Source organism: Pelagerythrobacter marinus, assembly GCF_034375205.1.
Lineage (GTDB): Bacteria > Pseudomonadota > Alphaproteobacteria > Sphingomonadales > Sphingomonadaceae > Pelagerythrobacter > Pelagerythrobacter marinus.
Genome location: NZ_CP139719.1, coordinates 1,308,647 through 1,323,056, shown reverse-complemented (window position 1 = coordinate 1,323,056; position 14,410 = coordinate 1,308,647). Strand labels below are relative to the sequence as shown.

12 protein-coding genes are annotated in these 14,410 nt (G+C 70.4%); 5 read left to right on the top strand and 7 right to left on the bottom strand.

Features of this window, described 5'->3' with window-relative positions; genetic code table 11:
• Positions 1-43: 43 nt before the first annotated feature.
• The 3 genes from T8T98_RS06380 to pgi all read right to left on the bottom strand — a co-directional run bounded on the left by T8T98_RS06380 (position 44) and on the right by pgi (position 4,713).
• Positions 44-1,480, bottom strand: coding sequence for a DEAD/DEAH box helicase (locus tag T8T98_RS06380; protein ID WP_251105725.1), 1,437 nt, complete (start codon positions 1,478-1,480; stop codon positions 44-46).
• A 195-nt stretch (positions 1,481-1,675) separates the two neighbouring features.
• Entirely contained in the window at positions 1,676-3,064 is a 1,389-nt protein-coding gene (locus T8T98_RS06375; RefSeq protein ID WP_251105726.1) for a PAS domain S-box protein, read from the bottom strand.
• 122 nt (positions 3,065-3,186) lie between these two features.
• Positions 3,187-4,713, bottom strand: a complete 1,527-nt coding sequence (gene pgi, locus T8T98_RS06370; RefSeq protein WP_251105727.1) for a glucose-6-phosphate isomerase — start codon at positions 4,711-4,713, stop codon at positions 3,187-3,189.
• Between the two features lie 207 nt (positions 4,714-4,920).
• Here pgi and lepB point away from each other — a divergent pair, with 207 nt between their 5' ends.
• From lepB to T8T98_RS06350, 4 genes are all read left to right on the top strand, one after another.
• Complete coding sequence (gene lepB / locus T8T98_RS06365) at positions 4,921-5,763, top strand: signal peptidase I (protein ID WP_160732794.1); 843 nt, start codon at positions 4,921-4,923, stop codon at positions 5,761-5,763.
• Positions 5,760-6,431 carry a ribonuclease III gene (gene rnc / locus T8T98_RS06360; RefSeq protein ID WP_251105728.1) on the top strand — a complete coding sequence of 224 codons (672 nt, stop codon included), beginning with the start codon at positions 5,760-5,762 and terminating at the stop codon, positions 6,429-6,431. The genes lepB and rnc overlap by 4 nt, the downstream gene beginning before the upstream one ends.
• A complete protein-coding gene (gene era, locus T8T98_RS06355; protein ID WP_251105729.1) occupies positions 6,428-7,348 on the top strand; it encodes a GTPase Era in 921 nt (306 codons plus the stop codon). The genes rnc and era overlap by 4 nt, the downstream gene beginning before the upstream one ends.
• A gap of 110 nt (positions 7,349-7,458) precedes the next feature.
• Positions 7,459-7,878: a hypothetical protein gene (locus tag T8T98_RS06350; RefSeq protein ID WP_251105730.1), complete on the top strand. Its 420-nt coding sequence runs from the start codon at positions 7,459-7,461 to the stop codon at positions 7,876-7,878.
• Here T8T98_RS06350 and T8T98_RS06345 read toward each other — a convergent pair whose 3' ends face one another.
• The 4 genes from T8T98_RS06345 to plsY form a co-directional block, all read right to left on the bottom strand.
• Positions 7,879-9,039, bottom strand: coding sequence for an alpha/beta fold hydrolase (locus T8T98_RS06345; RefSeq protein ID WP_251105731.1), 1,161 nt, complete (start codon positions 9,037-9,039; stop codon positions 7,879-7,881).
• 38 nt (positions 9,040-9,077) lie between these two features.
• Positions 9,078-11,666, bottom strand: coding sequence for a type I DNA topoisomerase (gene topA / locus T8T98_RS06340; RefSeq protein ID WP_251105732.1), 2,589 nt, complete (start codon positions 11,664-11,666; stop codon positions 9,078-9,080).
• Positions 11,667-11,772: 106 nt separating this feature from the next.
• Positions 11,773-12,870 carry a DNA-processing protein DprA gene (gene dprA / locus T8T98_RS06335; protein WP_251105733.1) on the bottom strand — a complete coding sequence of 366 codons (1,098 nt, stop codon included), beginning with the start codon at positions 12,868-12,870 and terminating at the stop codon, positions 11,773-11,775.
• Positions 12,867-13,496: a glycerol-3-phosphate 1-O-acyltransferase PlsY gene (gene plsY, locus T8T98_RS06330; RefSeq protein ID WP_251105734.1), complete on the bottom strand. Its 630-nt coding sequence runs from the start codon at positions 13,494-13,496 to the stop codon at positions 12,867-12,869. Before plsY ends, dprA begins: the two co-directional genes overlap by 4 nt.
• Before the next feature lie 113 nt (positions 13,497-13,609).
• On the opposite strand from plsY, the gene murI reads away from it, so the two are divergent.
• Positions 13,610-14,404, top strand: coding sequence for a glutamate racemase (gene murI, locus T8T98_RS06325; RefSeq protein WP_251105978.1), 795 nt, complete (start codon positions 13,610-13,612; stop codon positions 14,402-14,404).
• Positions 14,405-14,410: the final 6 nt, after the last annotated feature.

Genomic DNA, 14,410 nt, shown 5'->3' with positions numbered 1-14,410 from the left:
GATATGGCGACGCGGCGGCGGCAGGGCAACCGCCGCCCGCCGGTCAGCGCCCCTGGCGCCGCCGGTTACGGTTGCGCGAAGGGCGCTTGCCCCCGCCGTGGCCCTGACCCCTGCCCTGGCCCTGGGCCCGCTCGGCCGAAGCCGAGCCGCCGTGGGCCGGCTTGCCCCCGTCGCGCCGCGGCTTGCCCGCGCGCCCCGGGTGCTTCTTGCCCGGCTGCGCCTGGCCTGCCTGGGCAGAGCGCGGCGCCCCCTCGCCGCCGCGCGGCTTGGGCTGGACGCGCTGGCGCGGCTGGCGCGCGGCCGGCTTGGTCGGCCCGACGCCTTCGACCACGGCCCGGAAATTGTCCGGCAGGGCGAGCCGTTCGAATTCCGCATCGGTGGTCTTGCGGATATCCTTCAGATAGGCGCGCTCGTCCTCGGCGCAGAAGGCGATGGCAATGCCGTCGCGCCCGGCGCGCGCGGTGCGGCCGATCCGGTGGACGTATTGTTCCGGCACGTTCGGCAGCTCGTAGTTCACGACGTGGCTGACGCCGGGAATGTCGATCCCGCGCGCGGCGACGTCGGTCGCCACCAGCACCGGCGTTTTCGCCGAGCGGAACTCGCCCAGCGCGCGTTCGCGCTGCGGCTGGCTCTTGTTGCCGTGGATCGCGTTGGCAGGCACGCCCGCCTGGGCGAGCTTCTTCACCACGCGATCCGCGCCATGCTTGGTCCGGGTGAAGACCAGGACCCGCTCGATCTTGCCCGGGACCGCGTGACGCCCGCGCAGGATCATCTCCAGCAGGGCCTGCTTCTCGTCCTGCTGGACCATGAACAGGTACTGGTCGATCCGTTCCGCGGTCGTGCTCTCGGGCGTGACCGAAACGTGGACCGGCTCGTGGCAGTACTTGCCCACCAGCTCCTTGATCTGGCCCGGCATCGTGGCGCTGAAGAACAGCGTCTGCCGGTCTTCGGGCACGAGCTGGCTGATCTTGCGCAGCGCGTGGATGAAGCCGAGGTCGAGCATCTGGTCCGCCTCGTCGAGGACGAGGATCTCGACCGCGCCGAGGCCGAAGGCCTTCTGGTCGATCAGGTCGAGCAGGCGGCCCGGCGTGGCGACGAGGATGTCGGTCCCGCGGTGCAGCTTGTTGCGGTCCTTGTTGACCGAAGTGCCGCCGACGATCGACTGCACCTTGAGGCCCGCGAGCGCGCCGTAGTCCTTGGCCGACTGGGCGATCTGCCCGGCCAGCTCGCGCGTCGGCGCGAGCACGAGCATGCGGCACGACTTGAACGGCGTCTGCCGCCCCGCCTCGCGCAGCCGGTCGATGCTGGGCAGCATGAAGGCCGCCGTCTTGCCGGTGCCGGTCTGGGCGATGCCCAGCAGGTCGCGCCCTTCGAGCACGGGGGGAATGGCCTGCGCCTGGATCGGCGTGGGCGTGTTGTAACCCTTCAGGTCGAGCGCCTGGAGGACGGGCTGCGACAGCCCGAGTTGATCGAATGTCATGGGTAAAAAACTCGCAATCGATGCGGCGCGCAGCCGGATCGGCGCGCGGCGCGGGGGTTGAAACCGCCCGCGTGAAAAGGGAAGTCTGTGAGAAAAACCGAAACGCGGCCGGGGCGCCCCCTGTCTCGGGATCGCCGCTTCACGCTGGCACGCGCGCTTCGCTGGTCAGGCAGATGGGGGCTGGACGGGGAAAAGTCAATCGCCGGTTTCGCCGGCGGGCGATTTCCTCGCTTCCGCCAGGACGTCGGACGGGGCGCGCACGTGCCAGCGCAGGCCGTCGGGCAGGTAATCGAGCGTCACGTCGGCGCGCATCGCCATTTCCGGGTTGCGCTTGATGATGACCGTGCCGAAGCCTGTGCGGGTCGGCTTCTTCACCGGCGGGCCGTCGCGCTCGCGCCATTCCAGGTCGAGCACGTCGGCCCCGTCCTCGCGCTCCAGCCGCCAGCGCAGGGCGATGCAGCCTTCCGCGCTGGAAAGCGCGCCGTACTTGGCCGCGTTGGTCGCAAGCTCGTGGATCGCGAGGCCCAGCGCCTCCGCCGCCGGCGGCTTGAGCCGCACGTCCGCCGGCCCGTCGAACGCCACCCGCCCTTCGGAAACGTCGCTGACGTGGAGGACCTGCGATTTCGCGATGTCTTCCACCGTCGCTCCGGCCCAGGCCCCCTCGGTCAGCAGGTCCTGGTTGGCCGAAAGCGCGGCGATCCGGCGGGTCAGCGCCTCGACCAGTTCCGGGTCCCGCCCGTCCACCGTGCGCTGGATGATCGCCTGGATCGTCGCGAGGATATTGCGCGAGCGGTGGTTGACCTCGTTCATCAACAGGCGGATGCGCTCGTTCGTCTCGCGTTCCTCGGTAATGTCGGTGTTGGTCCCGCACCACAGGACGACGTTCCCCGCCTCGTCGCGCAGCGGCTGCGCATGGGTGAGGAACCAGCGATATTCGCCGTCCTTGCGGCGCAGGGGGAAGGTATCCTTCCACGGTTCGCCGGTGTCCCAGGCACGCTGGACGCTGCGCACGACGCGATCGACGTGGTCGGGATGGTGCACCGCGCGCCAGCCCCAGCCTTCCATCTCCTCCAGCGTGGTGCCGGTGTATTCGTACCAGCGTTCGTTATACCAGAAGATCCACCCTTCGCTGTCGGCCATCCAGGCCAGCTGCGGGATATTGTTGGCCAGTGCCTTGAACTGCTGCTGGCTGCGCAGCAGCTCGGCCCGCAGGCTCGCCTGTTCGCGCAGGTCGTTCGCGATCTTCGATGCGCCGACGATCCGCCCGTCGCCATCGCGAATGGGCGAAACGGTGATCGCGACCGGGATCTCGGTGCCGTCCGCGCCCAGGCGCATCGTCTCGAACTTGGGAACGAGCTCGCCGTTGCGAACGCGCGCGAGGATCGAGTCTTCCTCGTCCTGGCGTTCGGCGGGAATGATCCGGCGAATCGACTGGCCGATCATTTCCTCCGCCGGGATGCCGAACAGCCGCTCCGCCGCGGCGTTCCAGCTCATCACGATACCGTCGAGGTCCTTCGACACGATCGCGTCGGAGGAGTGATTGACGATCGCCGCGAGATGCGCGTCGCGAAAGGCGTCTGGCAAGGCTGGCACCAGCAGGAACTAGCACAGCCCCCGGCAAAAACAACGGCCTTATCAAGGGCCTGCCCCTGCCTTCCAAGAAAGCCCCCGAAGCGCGCGCGAAGGCCGGCCGCCGCCGCCGCCGGTCAGCCGAGGCCCGCCGCGTCGAGCAGCGCGCGCGTGCCGGGGTCGAAAGTGCCGCCGCCCGCCTCGATATCGCGGGCCATGCGCTTGCCCAGCTCCACCCCGAACTGGTCGAACGGGTTGATGCCCATCAGCACGGCATTGGCGAAAGTGCGGTGTTCGTGGAACGCGATCAGCGCGCCGAAGGTCGCCGGGTCGATATCGTCGCACAGGATCGTCGCGCTCGGCCGGTCGCCGGGGAAATGGCGCGCCGGATCCTCCCCCTTGTCGCCCGCCATCAGCGCGGCGCCCTGGGCGAAACAGTTGGTGAGCAGGATGCGGTGATGCGCGGGATCGAGCGTGTCGCCGGGCGCGATGCTGGCGATGAAATCGACCGGCACGAGGTGGGTGCCCTGGTGCAGCAACTGGAACACCGCGTGCTGGGCGTCGGTCCCCACCCCGCCCCAGGTGATCGGCGCGGTCGGGCCGGAGACCGGTTCCTGCCCCGCGGTCACCCGCTTGCCGTTCGATTCCATCTCCAGCTGCTGCAGGTAGTCGGGCAGAAGCGCCAGCCGCTCGTCGTAGGCGAAGACCGCGCGCGTCTGGCATTCGCGTATACGCGCGTAGTAGAGATCGGAAAATGCCGCCCGCAGCGGCAGGTTGTCGCGCCCGTCGGCCGCCTGGAAATGGGCATCCACCGCCTGCGCGCCGGCCAGCATCTCGCGGAATTCCTCCATCCCGATGGCCAGCGCGACGGGAAAACCGATGCTGGACCACAGCGAATAGCGGCCGCCGACCGTTTCCGGGAACGGCAGGACGCGGGTTTCGTCGACGCCCCATTCCACGGCCTTCCCGGGGCTGGCGGTCAGCGCAACGACGCGGCCGGACGGGTCCGCCACGCCGTTGTCCGCCAGCCAGGCCAGCGCGCTGGCGGCATTCGTCATCGTCTCGATCGTGGTGAAGGTCTTGCTCGCCACCGCGATCAGCGTGGTCGCCGGGTCGCAGGCGGCAAACGCGCGTTCGAGCGCAAGCCCGTCGATGTTCGACACGACGTGGACATCCACCCGCGCGCCGTCGCGGGTCAGCGCGTCGACCGCCAGCGCCGGGCCCAGCGCGCTGCCGCCGATGCCGATGTGGATCAGGTGCTGCACGTTGCCCAGCGCGCCGTCGTGGATCGCATCGACCAGCATTTCCATCCGGCGCAGCAGGGCCGCGGCCTCTTCCGCCTTAGCGGCATCGCCCGATCCGCGCATCGCGGCGTGGGTCGCGGCGCGCCCCTCGGTCGGGTTGACGACTTCGCCGTCGAACATCGCGCGGCGCATGGCGGCGAAGCCGGCGGCATCGGCCAGCGCCTCGAACGCGGTGCACAAGTCGTCGTCGAGGTGGGTCTTGGACCAGTCGAAGCGGACCTGGCCCGCGTCTTCCCCCGGCAGGTCCAGGCTGCCGGAAAAGCGCGCGGCCCGTCCCTCGTCCGCATGGAACAGTTCCCCCAGCGTCCGCCGCGGCACTGCCGCGATTGCATCCCAGGCGGCCGAAACTGCGTCGCTCATGCGAAAATCCCTTTCCTACTTCGTCCTCTCCCGACTAGGGCTTGTGGCCATGTTTTCAAGCATCGCGATGCCGCTGGCGGCGCCCCGGCCGAAAGTCACACCCCGCCCCGCCCGCGCGGTCCGGAAAGTCACACGCACCCGTGCGAACGCGGCCGGGCGCGCGGGCTGCGCGCGATTCAACACGTTGCACGAACGTAACGCGTCGGCATGACCCGGACCGCCCCCGCCGCACCCCGATCCGACGCGTCCGGGCAGGACCAGGGCGAAACCCCGGCCAGCTTCACCTGGTTCCTGATCAAGCTCGCCCTCGCGGTGCTGATCTTCCGCAGCTTCGTCTTCTCGCCCTTCTCGATCCCCAGCGAATCGATGCTGCCGCGGCTGATGAACGGCGACTACCTGATCGCGGCCAAGTGGCCTTACGGCTTCTCCAGCCACTCGCTGCCCTTCTCGCTCCCGCTGATCCCCGGGCGCGTGCTGGCCAGCGCGCCGGAGCGCGGCGACGTGGTGATCTTCAAGCACCCGGTTGACGGCGCCGACTACATCAAGCGCGCGATCGCCCTGCCCGGCGACACGGTCGAGCTGCGCGGCGGCCAGCTCGTGCTGAACGGCGAACCGGTGCGCAAGGAACGGATCGAGGACTTCGTCGTCCCCGTGTCGCCCAACACCGGCTGCGCCTGGGGCGGCGTGCGCGAGGAAACCGGCCCGGCGGGCGACGCGGACGGCGCGGCCTGCCGCTATGCCCGGTTCCGCGAGACCCTGCCCACCGGGCGCAGTTACGAGGTGCTCGACTTCGGCCGCACGCCGCAGGACGACTTCGGCCCGCTGATCGTGCCCGAAGGCCATGTCTTCGTGCTCGGCGACAACCGCGACAACTCGCAGGACAGCCGCTTCCCCCCCACGATCGGCGGGGGCGTGGGCCTGGTGCCGCAGCAGAACCTGGTCGGGCGCGCGACGATGCTGATGTGGTCCACCGACGGCAGCGCCGAATGGCTCCTGCCGTGGACCTGGTTCACCGCCGCGCGGTGGGACCGGATCGGAGACGGCCTGTGAGCGCGCTGCCCCCCGCGACCCGCGAATGGCTCGCCGCCTCCGGCTTCACCGTCGCGGACGAGGGGCGCTGGCACGAGGCGCTGACCCACGGCAGCACCGGCGAGACGCGCCATTACCAGCGGCTCGAGTTCCTCGGCGACCGGGTGCTGGGCCTCGCGATCGCGGGCTGGCTGTTCGAGCTTTCGGGGGACGAGGAAGGCAAGCTGGCGCAGCGGCTGAACGCGCTCGTCAGCAAGCGCGCCTGCGCCCACGTCGCGCGGCGGATCGGCGTGCCCGACCACGTCCGCCTGGGCAAGCAGGCGCGCGACGACGGCGCGGCCGACAGCGAGAACGTGCTGGGCGACGTGATGGAGGCCCTGCTCGGCGCCAACCACATCGACGGCGGCTTCGACGCGACCCGCGACCTCGTGCGCAGGCTCTGGCGCGAACAGGTCGAAGGCAAGGCGGGCCGGGCCAAGCACCCGAAGAGCGCGCTGCAGGAATGGGCCGCCGGCAACCGGCGCCGCGCGCCCGAATACACGCTGCTCGACCGGTCGGGCCCCGATCACGCGGCGCGCTTCACCGTTCGCGTCGCCGTGCACAACGTGGGCGAGGCGGAAGCGACCGCCGGCAGCAAGCAGGACGCCGAAACCGCCGCCGCGCGGGCATTCATGGAGAAGTTCGGATGAACGGCGAGAGCCAGACCCGTTGCGGCCTCGTGGCCGTGATCGGCGCGCCCAACGCGGGCAAGTCCACCCTGGTCAACCAGCTGGTGGGTCAGAAAGTGGCGATCACCAGCGCCAAGGCGCAGACCACGCGCGCCCGAATGCTGGGCATTGCCCTGGGGGAGGCGGGCGACGGCGCGCCGACGCAGATGATCCTGGTCGATACCCCGGGGATCTTCGCGCCCCGGCGGCGGCTCGACCGGGCGATGGTCTCGGCCGCCTGGGAAGGGGCCGAGGCGGCCGACGCGGTCCTGCTGATGGTCGATCCGGTCAAGCAGCGCCGGCACGAGCTGGAGCCGCTGCTCGAGGCGCTGGCCCAGCGGCCGGAGCGCCGGATACTGGTCCTGAACAAGGTGGACGTGGCGAAGAAGGAGCCGCTGCTCGCGCTCGCCCAGGAACTGACCGGCAAGGTCGATTTCGCCGAGGTGTTCTTCGTCTCCGCGCTCACCGGCGACGGGGTGGCGGACCTGAAGACCGCGCTGGCCGGGATGATGCCGGTGGCCGAATGGATGTATCCCGAAGACCAGGTGAGCGACGCGAGCGAACGCCTGCTGGCAGCGGAGATCACGCGCGAGCAGCTCTATCGCCAGCTGCACGAGGAACTGCCCTACGACAGCGCGGTCCGGCCCGAGCTCTATCGCACCCGTCCCGACGGCAGCCTGGAGATCCACCAGCAGATCGTCGTCGCGCGCGACAACCAGCGCGCGATCGTGCTCGGCAAGGGCGGCAGCCGGATCAAGTCGATCGGCGAGGCCGCGCGCAAGGAACTGTCCGGGCTGCTCGGCGTGAAGGTCCACCTGTTCCTCCACGTCAAGGTGGAGGAGAACTGGAGCGAGAGCCGCGAGGTCTACGAGGAGATGGGGCTGGATTGGGTCCGCTAGGGGGTATAGCCTCGCCCGCGTTCGCGTGAACACTGAGCATGAACGACAAGGGGAGAATTGCGATGCGTAATGCCTGTCCCGGCCCCGTGGGAACGACCGCGAGAAACGCCGTGAGAACCGCGGCCGGCACCGCCATGGCCGCCGCCCTGCTCGCCGGCTGCGTGCCGGTGGACGATGCCCCGCCGCCTGCCTCCGACTGCCCGGTTTCCGACAGCCGCAACTGGCATGCCTGGATCGACCGGATGCCCGGGCCCGGCAGCAAGCCCACGCTCCACATCAGCGGCGAAGTGGACCTGCCGACGCCGGGATACCAGGTCTCGCTCAAGCCCGGGCCCGCGGACCGCGCGATGCCGCCGGGGCAGCGCTTCACGCTGGAAACCCGCGCGCCCGACGGGATGGTCGCGCAAGTCATCACGCCGACCGAGGTGCGCTATCGCGGCCCCGCGACTTATCCGCGCTATCGCGAGATCATCATCGGGTGCGGCGGATCGACGCTGGTGACGATCCCCGACGTCATGGTCACCGAGTGATCACAGCCGCCGGCAGTTGCTGGCGGGCCTCTCGCCGGCGAAGCGCCGGGCGATCCAGTCGAGGGTCGCCCGCGCGCTGTTCGCCGCGGTCCGGGCATGGTCGCCGCCGGCCAGCGGTTCGTACCACACCGCCCTGCCCCGCCGGCACAGCGCCTGCGCGAAATCGCGGGTGACGGCGGCGGAAACGATCGGGTCCTGCGCGCTCTGCGCGATCAGCACCGGCCCGGGCACGCGCCCCGCCGCGATGCTGTTGCGCCGGGCGAGCCCGGACCAACCGTCGATCTCGGCAATGTCCTTGTTCCGCAAGGCACTGCGGATCGCGAGAATGCCGACGATCGTGCCCAGCCGCGGCTTGGCGTCCAGCTCGATGCAGTTGTTGCGCGCCAGGCGCGAGGCCACGCCGCGATCGATGCGGTTGAACACCTTGTCCATCGGCGCGCCGTAGCGCTGCGACCAGCTATAGGTGAGATAGGCCAGGAGCATGGCCTGCACGTTCTTGTCGCCCATGCCCTCGAGGTTGCGCGGCAGGTCGGTCGGCGGCGCAGCGGCGGCGGTGCCGACCAGCCGCAGTTCGCGGGCATAGGCGCGCGCCTCGGCCGCGGTCCAGAGCGCGGCATGGCCACCCTGCGATTCGCCCCAGACCGCGAAGTCGCGCCCGGCGGCCGCGCCCGGGATCTGCCGCGCGGCACGCACGGCATCGAGCACCGACCGCGCAGTCTCCCGCCCGGCGAGATAGCCATGCGGCATCGGGCTGCCGAGCCCCGGATAGTCCGGCGCCACGACGACGTACCCGGCCGCGATCATCTCGCCCAGCGCGGGCGTCACCGCGAAGAAAGCCGGGTTGCTCGACAGCGCGCACCGCTCGACCACGCCCGAGGTCCCGTGCGCCCAGGCCACGACCTTGCGCGCCCGCCCGGGCGCGGCCTCGCGCGGGGCGACGACCATGCCGGTGACGCGCAGCGGCCGGTCGTCGTCGCTGCGGGTCCAGTAGACGATCCGCCAGGCCTGCGCGCCGGGCGGCGCGGCAACGACCGGGTCGGCGGACACGAGCGTGCCGGGCCGCTGCAGCGTCGCGACCGTCGCCGCTTCCTGCGCCAGCGCGGGCGGCCCCGCGGTGGCGATCGCCAGGGCAATGGCCCCCAGAAGACGCTTCAGTACCATCGGCCGCTCTCCCCTCGGTTTCGCGGCCCGGCACTGGATCAAGAGCCTGCCGCTTCCTCCTTCTTCGCCGCAGAACCTTTCTTACCGGTTGATTTGCGGCCGGTCGACTTCTTCGCCGTTGCCTTCTTGGCGGGCGCCTTCTTGCGCGTCTTCTTCTTGGCCGGACCCTTCGCGGCGCGTGCGTCGATCAGCTCGATCGCCTGGGCTTCGGTCACGTCTTCGGGCTTCACGTCCTTGGGGATCGTGGCATTGGTCGTCCCGTCGGTGACATAGGGGCCGTAGCGGCCCGGCATCACCCTGATCTCCCCGCCCGAGGTGGGATGCGCGCCGAGCGTCTTGATCGGTTCCGCCTTCGCCCGGCCGCGCCCGCCCCTCTGCGCGGCCTCGGCCAGGAGCGCGACCGCCGCGTTCATCCCGGTGTCGAACACGTCGCGGGTGGAGGCGAGCTTGGCGTACTTGCCATCGTGGCGCAGATAGGGGCCGTAGCGCCCGATGCTGGCCTCGATATCCTCCCCCGTTTCCGGGTGCTTGCCGACGATCCGGGGCAGCGAGAGGAGCTTCACCGCCCATTCGAGGTCGAAATCGGGCAGGTCCTTGGGAATGCTGGCCCGCTTCGCCTCCTTGCCTTCACCCATCTGGACGTAGGGGCCGAACCGGCCGGTCTTGCGGAGGATCTCCTCCCCGGTTTCCGGGTGCTGGCCGAGAATGCCGTCTTCGGCCGCCGCTTCGCCGTCCGCGCCCGGCTGGGCGAAACGGCGGGTGTACTTGCATTCGGGATAGTTCGCGCAGGCGACGAAGGCCCCGTAGCGGCCGCCGCGCAGCGCCAGCCGGCCACCCTCGCGCCCTTCCTGTTCGCACAGCGGGCAGGTGCGCGGGTCCTTGCCGTCCTCGCGCGGGGGGAAGAGGAAGTCGGACAGGAACTCGTCCAGCGCCTCGGTCACTTCCGAGGGCTTGCGCTCCATCACTTCCTCGGTCTTCGGCTTGAAGTCGCGCCAGAACTGGTTGAGCAGCGTCTTCCATTCCTCGCGGCCGCCCGAAACCTCGTCCAGCTCGTCTTCCATGCCGGCGGTGAAGTCGTAGGCGACGTAGCGATCGAAGAACCGTTCGAGGAACGCGGTCAGCAGGCGGCCCGATTCCTCGGCGAAGAAGCGGTTCTTCTCCATCCGCACATAGGCCCGGTCGCGCAGGGTCTGAATGGTCGAGGCGTAAGTGGAAGGCCGCCCGATGCCCAGCTCCTCCAGCCGCTTGACCAGCGAGGCTTCGGAGAAGCGCGGCGGCGGCTGGGTGAAGTGCTGGTTCGCCTCGACCCCCTTCTTCACCGGGCTGTCGCCCTTGTTCATCACCGGCAGGAGGCCGTCGTCGTCATCGCTGTCGCGATCGTCGAGCCCCTCCTGGTACACGGCGAAGAAGCCGGGGAATTTCACGACCTGGCCGGTCGCGCGCAGTTCGTGGCGGCCGGTCCCCTCGCGCAGGGTGACCGTGGTCCGTTCCAGCCGGGCGGGCGCCATCTGGCTGGCCATGGCCCGCTTGAACACCAGGTCGTAGAGTTTGGCCTCGTCGCCCGAACCGGCCCGGTCGCGGCTGAAATCGGTCGGCCGGATGGCCTCGTGCGCTTCCTGCGCGTTCTTCGCCTTGGTGCTGTAGTGGCGCGGCTTCTCCGGCAGGTAGTGCCCGTCGTAACGGTCGGCGATCGCCTTGCGGCAGGCGCTGATCGCGCCACCGTCCATCTGCACGCCGTCGGTACGCATGTACGTGATCGCGCCCGCTTCGTAGAGCGACTGCGCGAGGCGCATCGTGTGGCTGGCCGAGAAACCGAGCTTGCGCGCGGCCTCCTGCTGCAGCGTGGAGGTGGTGAACGGCGGCGCGGGATTGCGCGTCAGCGGCCGGGTCTCGATTTCCTCGACCGTGAAGCGGCCCTGCTCGACCGCCGATTTCGCGGCCTGCGCGGCCCCTTCGTCGCCCAGCGAGAGCTTGTCCAGCTTGGCCCCGTCGTAGCGGACGAGGCGCGCATCGAACTCGGTGCCGTCCTGTTCGAGGCGCGCGACGACCGACCAGTACTCCTGCGGCCGGAAAGCCTCGATCTCGCGCTCGCGATCGACGATCAGGCGCAGCGCGACCGACTGCACGCGCCCTGCGCTCTTGGCCCCGGGAAGGCGGCGCCAGAGGACCGGGGAGAGCGTGAAGCCGTAGAGGTAATCGAGCGCGCGCCGGGCGAGATAGGCATCGATCAGGTCGCTATCGAGCTCGCGCGGGCGGCCCATCGCCTCGGTCACCGCGGGCTTGGTGATCGCGTTGAACGTCACCCTGTCCACCTTGGCCGGCAGCGCCTTGCGCTTGGCGAGCAGCTCGCGCACGTGCCACGAAATCGCCTCTCCCTCGCGATCGGGGTCGGTCGCGAGCACGAGGCGATCGGCCTTCTTCGCCGCGTCGGCGATTTCCTTGAAGCGGCTCTGCTTGTCGCGATAGAGTTCCCAGTCCATCGCGAAATCCTCGTCCGGGCGAACGCTGCCGTCCTTCGGCGGCAGGTCGCGGACATGGCCGTAGGATGCGAGGACCCTGAAGTCCTTGCCCAGGTATTTCTCGATGGTTTTCGCCTTGGCCGGCGACTCGACGATGACAAGCTGCATGGAGGTAACGGCAGTCCCTTACGTGTGTACGTGCGCGAGGGTGGCGAGATGTGGCCGCGTTCGTCAATCCATCAATTCGCCTCCGATGACGCCGCGAGCCCGCCCTTCACCCCCCGGCTAGGCTGACGCGCCCTGCCGAGTGCCGCTGGAGACGGCCGGCGATCTCCAGCTCCAGCAGGGCCAGGTGCACCGCGGCCGGCGTTTCCCCCGACTGGCGGATCACCTCGTCCACGCTGACAGGCACGCTGGACAGCAGGCTGTCGACCGCGGCCGGCCGGGCATCGGCCAGCTCCGCGGCCTCGAAAGCGAAATCCGCCGGCGCTTCGGCCAGGGCGGTGCGCGGCGTGCCGTCGAACCCGGTCAGCAGCTCGATCACCTCCTCGGGCGATTGCACCAGGACGGCGCCGTCGCGGATGAGCTGGTTGCATCCCTGCGACCGGGCATCGAGCGGGCTGCCCGGGATCGCCATGACCTCGCGCCCGGCCTCGGCCGCCAGGCGGGCGGTGATCAGCGAGCCCGAACGCGGCGCGGCCTCGACCACCAGCGTCCCGGCGGCGAGCCCGGCGATGATCCTGTTGCGACTGGGGAAGTGGCTGCCGCGCGGCTCGGTCCCCGGCGGCTGCTCGGCCAGCAGCAGGCCCTGCGCCGCGATCCCGGCCTGCAGTTCGGCGTGTTGCCGGGGGTAGGCGATGTCGATTCCGCTGGCGATCACGCCGATCGTGGCCGGCATGGCCCCGCAGTGCGCGGCCCCGTCGATCCCGCGGGCAAGCCCGGACACGACGGTCATGCCGGCACCCGCCAGCGCGGCGGCGAAATCGCGCGCCAGCTTCGACGAGGCGGCCGAGGCATTGCGCGCGCCGACAATCGCGACGCAGGGCCGCTCCGCCAACGAGAGGTCGCCGCGATAGAGCAGGATCGGCGGCGCGCCCTCGATCCGGCTCAGGAGCCGCGGATAGCCGGGCTGGTCGTGGAACAGGTATCGCGCGCCGTGATCGCGGGCTGCCTCGACCTCGCGGGCGATGGTCTGCACCGGGGCCGCGCGCCCCGCACGCCCGGCCCGCGCGCCCACTTCGGGCAAAGCCTCGATCGCCGCCTCCGCCGTGCCGAATCGGGCCAGCAACTGGGCGTAGGAGACCGGGCCGATGTTGGGCGAACGCAGCAGCCTGATGCGGGCGAAGGCTTCCGGCTGCGAGAGGCCGCTCACTTGCCGGTGCCGACCTTCGGCTCGGTCCCGGCGGCAAGGCGGCGAATGTTCGCGCGGTGCAGCCACAGTACCAGCACGGCGATCAGCGCGAGGGCCGGCACGAAGGGCAGGTAGCCCATGACGGCCGCGACGATCGCCGCCGCGCAGACCGCGCTCATCCCCGCGAGCGAGCTGATCCGCGTCAGGCCGAGAATGCCGAGCCAGACGAGCGCATAGGCAAGCCCGATCGGCCAGGCGAGGCCGAAGCTGACCCCGGCATTGGTCGCCACCCCCTTGCCCCCGCGAAAGCCGAGCCAGACCGGGAAGCAATGGCCGAGCACGGCGAAGAGCGCCGCGACGGGCACGGGGCCGATGGCAGCTTCCGGCATCGCCCCGGGCATGGCGAACAGGCGCCCGGCGAGCATGACCGGGACGAAGCCCTTGGCCAGGTCGAGCAGGAGCGTCGCCGCCGCCAGCCCCTTGTTCCCGGTGCGCAGCACGTTGGTCGCGCCGATATTGCCGCTGCCGATCTTGCGAACGTCGCCCATCCCGGCGATCCGCGTCAGCAGCAGGCCGAACGGGATCGACCCGCAGGCATAGCCCAGCGCCGCCGCCAGCACGATCGCAGTTGTCAGACCCGTTTCCACGCCACCTCCCGGCCCAGCGCCAATCGCTTGTCGAAGCGGGTTACTTCCAATAGGCGCAGCGGCAAAGCAATAGCGGACCTTCACGTCCCCGCGCGAACGGAGCGAGTTTGGACATTTCTGCACATTCCCCCGTCCTGCTGTTCGATTCGGGCGTCGGCGGACTGACGGTGCTGGACGCGCTGCGGCGGGTGCGGCCCGAAGTGCCCGTCATCTATGCCGCCGACCTTGCCGGCCTGCCCTACGGCGCGAAAAGCGAGGCGGAGATCGCGGCCCGGGTCTGCGGCCTTCTCGGCCGGATGGCCGAACGGTGGCATCCGCGCCTCGTCTGCATCGCCTGCAACACCGCCAGCACGATCGCGCTGGGGATGGTCCGCGAGGTGCTGGAGATCCCCGTCGTCGGCACGGTTCCCGCGATCAAGCCGGCGGCGGCGCTCACCCGCACCGGGGTGATCGGGCTGCTCGGGACCGAGGCGACGATCCGCCAGGCCTATGTCGACAAGCTGGAGGAGGCCTTCGCCGCCGGACGGACCCTGCTGCGTCATCCGGCCCCCGGCCTCGTGGGGGCGGCAGAGGCCAAGCTGCGCGGACACGCGGTCGATCCGGCGGCAATCGCGGCGGCGACCGCGGGCTTGCGCGAACAGGCCGGCGGGGACCGGATCGACACGCTCGTGCTCGCCTGCACGCATTTCCCGTTGCTGCGCGACGAGTTGCAGGCGGCCTTCGGCGCCGCGACCCGTCTCGTCGACGGGGCGGAAGGGATCGCCCGGCGAATCGCGCATCTCGTCGAAGGGCAGCCGATGGCGCGCGCCGAACCCGACCGCGCGGTCACGACCGGCGGCCTGGAAGACTTCACCGGGCTCGCCCCGGCCTTCGCCGCGCGCGGGATCGAGCGGCTCGACCGGTTCTAAATGCGA

Bases quoted from the DNA above. Each gene is read 5' to 3' on its own strand.
- T8T98_RS06380 (WP_251105725.1), bottom strand. From the start codon at position 1,480: ATGACATTCGATCAACTCGGGCTGTCGCAGCCCGTCCTCCAGGCGCTC.
- pgi (WP_251105727.1), bottom strand. From the start codon at position 4,713: ATGAGCGACGCAGTTTCGGCCGCCTGGGATGCAATCGCGGCAGTGCCG.
- lepB (WP_160732794.1), top strand. From the start codon at position 4,921: ATGACCCGGACCGCCCCCGCCGCACCCCGATCCGACGCGTCCGGGCAG.
- era (WP_251105729.1), top strand. From the start codon at position 6,428: ATGAACGGCGAGAGCCAGACCCGTTGCGGCCTCGTGGCCGTGATCGGC.
- T8T98_RS06345 (WP_251105731.1), bottom strand. From the start codon at position 9,039: ATGGTACTGAAGCGTCTTCTGGGGGCCATTGCCCTGGCGATCGCCACC.
- topA (WP_251105732.1), bottom strand. From the start codon at position 11,666: ATGCAGCTTGTCATCGTCGAGTCGCCGGCCAAGGCGAAAACCATCGAG.